Below are 6,360 nucleotides of genomic sequence, written 5' to 3' on the forward strand. Positions count from 1 at the left end.
TCCACGTCGCACAACCTAAATATTCAAAAAAATGAATATTTAATTCAAGGAACAGAAACGAGGCAACAAGATGTTTGTAGAAGCATTGAAACGCCAGAACCCGGCGCTGATTTCCGCCGCACTAAGTTTGTGGCAGCAGGGCAAGATCGCCCCGGACAGCTGGGTGATCGACGTGGATCAGGTACTGGAAAACGGTAAGCGACTGATTGAGACGGCGCGGCTTTACGGCATTGAACTGTATCTGATGACCAAGCAGTTTGGCCGTAACCCATGGCTGGCGGAAAAATTGCTGGCATTAGGTTACAGCGGCATTGTGGCGGTGGATTACAAAGAGGCGCGAGTCATGCGCCGCGCTGGTTTGTCGGTGGCGCATCAGGGGCATCTGGTACAAATCCCTTGTCATCAGGTTGCTGACGCCGTTGAACAGGGCACCGACGTCATCACCGTGTTTACTCTCGACAAAGCGCGGGAAGTTTCTGCGGCAGCGGTGAAGGCCGGACGTGTGCAGTTTGTGCTGCTCAAAGTTTATAGCGACGATGATTTTCTTTATCCGGGGCAGGAGAGCGGTTTTGTACAGCATTCGCTGCACGAGGTGGTTGCTGAAATTAAGAAACTGCCGGGGCTGCATTTGGCGGGACTAACCCATTTCCCTTGCCTGCTTTGGGATGAGGCTGCCGGGAAAGTTTTGCCGACACCGAATCTTCACACGCTGGTACAAGCACGGGATCAACTGGCGAAATCTGGTATTGCGATTGAGCAACTGAACGCGCCTTCAGCGACCAGCTGCACTTCGCTGCCATTGCTGGCGCAATACGGTGTGACTCATGCCGAACCCGGTCATGCGCTGACGGGCACTATTCCGGCAAACCAGCAGGGCGATCAGCCTGAACGTATCGCGATGCTCTGGTTAAGTGAAATCTCCCATTTTTTCCGTGGCGACAGCTACTGCTACGGCGGCGGTTACTACCGTCGTGGTCACGCGCAACATGCGCTGGTGTTTACGCCAGAAAATCAAAAGATTACTGAAACCAATCTCAAAACTGTGGATGACAGCAGTATCGACTACACCCTGCCGCTGGCAGGCGAGTTTCCGGTAAGCAGTGCAGTAGTGCTCTGTTTTCGCACGCAGATTTTTGTCACCCGCAGTGATGTGGTGCTGGTGTCTGGTATTCATCGTGGCGAACCGGAAATCGTCGGTCGTTATGACAGTCTTGGAAACTCTCTGGGGGCGTAATGGCGCGATTTGTGGTGTTAGTGATTGATAGCTTTGGCGTAGGGGCAATGAAAGATGTCACGCTGGTGCGCCCGCAGGATGCCGGGGCGAATACCTGTGGTCACATCCTGAGCCAGTTGCCGCATTTGCAGCTACCAACGCTGGAGAAGCTGGGGCTAATCAACACATTGGGTTATGCGCCAGGCGATATGCAGCCGTCAGACTCCGCAACCTGGGGCGTGGCAGAGCTGCAACATGAAGGTGGCGATACCTTTATGGGGCATCAGGAAATTTTAGGCACGCGCCCGTTACCGCCGCTGCGGATGCCTTTTCGCGATGTGATTGACCGTGTTGAGCAGGCATTAGTATCCGCCGGTTGGCAGGTGGAGCGCCGTGGCGATGATCTGCAATTTCTGTGGGTCAATCAGGCGGTTGCGATTGGCGATAATCTCGAGGCGGATTTAGGCCAGGTCTATAACATCACCGCCAATCTCTCTGTGATCTCTTTTGACGACGCAATCAAAATTGGTCGTATCGTGCGTGAGCAGGTACAGGTCGGTCGGGTCATTACATTTGGCGGCCTGTTAACCAACAGTCAGCGTATTCTCGATGCCGCAGAAAGCAAAGAAGGGCGCTTTATTGGTATTAATGCGCCGCGTTCTGGCGCTTATGACAACGGTTTCCAGGTCGTGCATATGGGCTACGGTGTTGATGAAAAAGTGCAGGTGCCGCAAAAACTGTATGAGGCGGGCGTGCCAACCGTGCTGGTGGGTAAGGTGGCAGATATCGTCAGCAATCCTTATGGCGTGAGCTGGCAAAACCTGGTGGATAGCCAGCGGATTATGGATATCACCCTCGACGAATTTAACACGCATCCGACGGCGTTTATTTGCACCAATATCCAGGAAACCGACCTCGCTGGTCATGCAGAAGACGTCGCACGTTATGCCGAACGTTTGCAGGTCGTTGACCGTAACCTTGCCCGGCTTGTTGAGGCGATGCAGCCAGATGACTGCCTGATCGTCATGGCGGATCACGGTAACGATCCGACCATTGGTCACAGCCACCATACCCGCGAAGTGGTGCCAGTGCTGGTTTATCAGCAAGGCCTGGCTGCTACTCAGCTAGGTGTTCGCACCACGCTTTCTGATGTGGGGGCTACCGTGTGTGAATTTTTCCGTGCGCCACCGCCACAAAATGGTCGCTCTTTTCTTTCCTCCCTCCGGTTTGCAGGAGACACCCTATGAGTTTTGATCCGACGGGTTACACCCTCGCCCATGAGCATCTGCATATTGATCTCTCCGGCTTTAAAAACAACGTGGACTGCCGCCTTGATCAGTATGCGTTCATTTGCCAGGAGATGAACGACCTGATGACCCGGGGCGTGCGTAATGTGATTGAGATGACCAACCGTTACATGGGGCGCAATGCGCAATTTATGCTTGATGTAATGCGCGAGACGGGGATCAACGTGGTGGCCTGTACCGGTTATTACCAGGACGCGTTTTTCCCGGAACATGTGGCGACCCGCAGCGTGCAGGAACTGGCGCAGGAGATGGTCGATGAAATTGAACAGGGTATCGATGGCACGGAGCTGAAAGCCGGGATCATCGCGGAGATCGGCACCAGCGAAGGAAAGATTACGCCGCTGGAAGAGAAGGTATTTATTGCCGCTGCGCTGGCGCATAACCAGACCGGACGCCCGATCTCCACGCATACGTCGTTCAGCACGATGGGGCTGGAGCAACTGGCGTTGCTACAAGCCCACGGGGTTGATCTTTCGCGCGTCACCGTTGGTCACTGCGATCTGAAAGACAACCTCGACAACATTTTGAAGATGATCGATCTCGGCGCGTACGTGCAGTTCGACACCATTGGTAAGAACAGTTACTACCCGGACGAAAAGCGTATTGCGATGCTTCATGCGCTACGTGACCGTGGGTTGCTGAACCGCGTCATGCTGTCGATGGATATTACGCGCCGCTCCCATTTAAAAGCCAATGGTGGTTATGGCTATGACTATTTATTGACCACCTTTATTCCGCAATTGCGCCAGTCAGGATTCAGTCAGGCCGATGTGGATGTGATGTTACGTGAAACTCCCTCTCAATTTTTCCAATAAGGACAGACTCATGAAAAAGATTGGCGTTGCAGGCTTACAGCGTGAGCAGATTAAAAAAACCATTGAAGCGACGGCTCCTGGCAGTTTTGAAGTTTTCATTCACAACGACATGGAAGCGGCAATGAAAGTGAAATCCGGGCAACTGGATTATTACATCGGCGCGTGTAATACCGGTGCGGGCGCGGCATTGTCGATTGCCATCGCGGTGATTGGCTATAACAAAAGTTGCACCATTGCCAAACCAGGCATTAAAGCGAAAGACGAGCATATCGCCAAAATGATCGCCGAAGGAAAAGTGGCGTTTGGCCTTTCCGTTGAGCACGTCGAACACGCGATTCCGATGTTGATTAACCATCTGAAATAAAAGGCACGACTATGGATCTGTATATTCAGATTATCGTGGTGGCGTGCCTGACGGGTATGACATCGCTTCTGGCGCATCGCTCGGCGGCTGTTTTTCATGACGGCATCCGCCCGATCCTGCCGCAACTGATTGAAGGCTATATGAACCGTCGCGAGGCGGGGAGTATCGCTTTTGGTCTGAGCATTGGTTTTGTGGCCTCGGTGGGGATCTCTTTTACCCTGAAAACCGGGCTGCTCAACGCATGGTTACTCTTTCTTCCTACCGATATCCTCGGCGTCCTGGCGATAAACAGCCTGATGGCGTTTGGTCTTGGCGCTATCTGGGGCGTGTTGATCCTTACTTGCCTGTTGCCAGTAAACCAGCTGCTGACCGCGCTGCCGGTGGATGTATTAGGTAGCCTGGGGGAATTAAGCTCGCCGGTGGTTTCAGCTTTTGCACTGTTCCCGCTGGTGGCGATTTTCTACCAGTTTGGCTGGAAGCAAAGTCTGATCGCCGCCGTGGTGGTACTGATGACCCGTGTGGTAGTCGTGCGCTATTTCCCACATCTTAACCCTGAATCCATCGAAATCTTTATTGGCATGGTGATGCTGCTGGGGATCGCGATAACTCACGACCTGCGTCATCGTGATGAAAATGATATTGATGCCAGCGGGCTTTCGGTGTTTGAAGAACGCACGTCGCGGATTATCAAAAACTTACCCTATATCGCCATCGTGGGAGCATTGATTGCCGCCGTTGCCAGCATGAAGATTTTCGCCGGCAGTGAAGTGTCGATCTTCACTCTGGAGAAAGCATATTCCGCAGGCGTAACGCCGGAACAATCGCAAACGCTGATTAATCAGGCGGCTCTGGCAGAATTTATGCGCGGACTGGGGTTTGTGCCGTTGATTGCCACCACCGCGTTAGCAACGGGTGTGTATGCAGTTGCGGGCTTTACCTTTGTTTATGCGGTGGGCTATCTCTCGCCGAATCCGATGGTTGCAGCGGTATTAGGTGCAGTGGTTATTTCGGCAGAAGTTTTATTGCTTCGTTCGATCGGCAAATGGCTGGGGCGCTATCCGTCGGTGCGTAATGCGTCGGATAACATCCGTAACGCCATGAATATGCTGATGGAAGTGGCGCTGCTGGTCGGTTCGATTTTCGCAGCAATTAAGATGGCGGGTTATACCGGATTCTCTATCGCGGTTGCCATTTACTTCCTCAACGAATCCCTGGGCCGTCCGGTACAGAAAATGGCGGCACCGGTCGTGGCAGTAATGATCACCGGTATTCTGCTGAATGTTCTTTACTGGCTTGGCCTGTTCGTTCCGGCTTAAGGAAGGCACCTATGAAGACGTTTCCTCTGCAAAGCCTGACGATTATTGAGGCGCAGCAAAAGCAGTTTGCGCTGGTGGATAGCATTTGTCGCCATTTCCCCGGCAGCGAGTTTCTTACTGGCGGTGATTTAGGCTTAACGCCAGGACTGAATCAACCGCGCGTTACCCAGCGTGTGGAACAGGTGCTGGCTGATGCATTTCACGCACAGGCTGCGGCGCTGGTGCAGGGCGCGGGGACTGGCGCGATTCGCGCCGGGCTGGCGGCTTTGCTCAAACCGGGGCAGCGTCTTCTGGTGCATGACGCGCCTGTTTACCCGACGACACGGGTTATTATTGAGCAGATGGGGCTGACGCTTATTACTGTTGATTTCAATGACCTGTCGGCACTGAAGCAGGTCGTCGACGAGCAACAACCGGATGCGGCGCTGGTGCAGCATACGCGCCAGCAGCCGCAGGACAGCTACGTGCTGGCAGATGTGCTGGCAACGTTGCGCGCGGCAGGTGTTCCAGCGTTAACCGATGACAACTATGCGGTGATGAAGGTGGCGCGAATCGGCTGTGAATGCGGCGCGAATGTCTCGACATTTTCCTGCTTCAAGCTATTTGGGCCAGAGGGTGTTGGTGCAGTGGTCGGCGATGCTGATGTTATCAACCGTATTCGCGCCACGCTTTACTCCGGCGGTAGCCAGATCCAGGGCGCACAGGCGCTGGAAGTATTGCGTGGTCTGGTGTTTGCGCCAGTGATGCACGCGGTGCAGGCAGGGGTATCTGAACGGTTGCTGGCTTTGCTTAACGGTGGTGCGGTGCCGGAAGTGAAAAGCGCGGTGATTGCTAATGCGCAGTCGAAGGTGTTGATTGTCGAGTTTCATCAGCCGATTGCCGCCAGAGTGCTGGAAGAGGCGCAAAAGCGCGGTGCCTTGCCTTACCCGGTGGGTGCAGAGTCGAAATATGAAATCCCGCCGCTCTTTTATCGCCTTTCCGGAACGTTTCGCCAGGCGAATCCACAATCAGAACATTGTGCGATTCGCATTAACCCGAATCGCAGCGGTGAAGAGACGGTGCTGCGGATTTTGCGTGAGAGTATTGCCAGTATTTAATCTTGTGAATGATGTTTTCGAAAAGAATGCAGAAACAAATACGCCCTCGGAAAATCCAGAGGGCGTCGGGCAATTAAACCGGTGTTAGCCGATTTCTGTCAGAGACTTACTGTGCAGTAGGACCGCAACCGCCAATGATTTTAGAAATAGAAATTGCCGGGTGCAGCAGGTAGTCGTAAGAGCAGTTCTTATCACGGTTTTCAATATGACCAGTACATGCAGTTAACGTAGCCAGTACTGCACCTACC

The 6,360-nt window shown here is 53.4% G+C and carries 7 protein-coding genes; 6 read left to right on the forward strand and 1 reads right to left on the reverse strand.

Features of this window, described 5'->3' with window-relative positions; translation table 11 throughout:
* Positions 1-70: 70 nt before the first annotated feature.
* The 6 genes from QZF50_RS01395 to QZF50_RS01420 are packed head-to-tail and all read left to right on the forward strand — an operon-like array spanning position 71 to position 6,112.
* Entirely contained in the window at positions 71-1,234 is a 1,164-nt protein-coding gene (locus QZF50_RS01395) for a YhfX family PLP-dependent enzyme (protein WP_001748948.1), read from the forward strand.
* Positions 1,234-2,460, forward strand: coding sequence for a phosphopentomutase (locus tag QZF50_RS01400; protein WP_000090635.1), 1,227 nt, complete (start codon positions 1,234-1,236; stop codon positions 2,458-2,460). The genes QZF50_RS01395 and QZF50_RS01400 overlap by 1 nt, the downstream gene beginning before the upstream one ends.
* Positions 2,457-3,335 carry a phosphotriesterase-related protein gene (locus QZF50_RS01405; protein ID WP_000007011.1) on the forward strand — a complete coding sequence of 293 codons (879 nt, stop codon included), beginning with the start codon at positions 2,457-2,459 and terminating at the stop codon, positions 3,333-3,335. The genes QZF50_RS01400 and QZF50_RS01405 overlap by 4 nt, the downstream gene beginning before the upstream one ends.
* 10 nt (positions 3,336-3,345) lie before the next feature.
* Positions 3,346-3,699: a DUF2620 domain-containing protein gene (locus QZF50_RS01410; RefSeq protein ID WP_001297518.1), complete on the forward strand. Its 354-nt coding sequence runs from the start codon at positions 3,346-3,348 to the stop codon at positions 3,697-3,699.
* An 11-nt stretch (positions 3,700-3,710) separates the two neighbouring features.
* Positions 3,711-5,015 (forward strand): YhfT family protein, encoded by a 1,305-nt coding sequence (locus tag QZF50_RS01415; RefSeq protein WP_000366862.1) that lies wholly within the window; start codon positions 3,711-3,713, stop codon positions 5,013-5,015.
* Between the two features lie 11 nt (positions 5,016-5,026).
* The gene (locus QZF50_RS01420; RefSeq protein WP_000847144.1) at positions 5,027-6,112 is read left to right on the forward strand and encodes an aminotransferase class I/II-fold pyridoxal phosphate-dependent enzyme; all 1,086 of its coding nucleotides are present in this window, start codon (positions 5,027-5,029) and stop codon (positions 6,110-6,112) included.
* Positions 6,113-6,218: 106 nt separating this feature from the next.
* On the opposite strand, the gene QZF50_RS01425 is transcribed toward QZF50_RS01420, so the two are convergent.
* Positions 6,219-6,360: YhfL family protein (locus QZF50_RS01425; protein WP_096985081.1), on the reverse strand; the 142-nt coding region annotated here is incomplete at its 5' end.

Origin of the sequence: uncultured Escherichia sp., from assembly GCF_948475835.1 — a bacterium.
In the GTDB taxonomy this organism is placed as follows: domain Bacteria; phylum Pseudomonadota; class Gammaproteobacteria; order Enterobacterales; family Enterobacteriaceae; genus ECMA0423.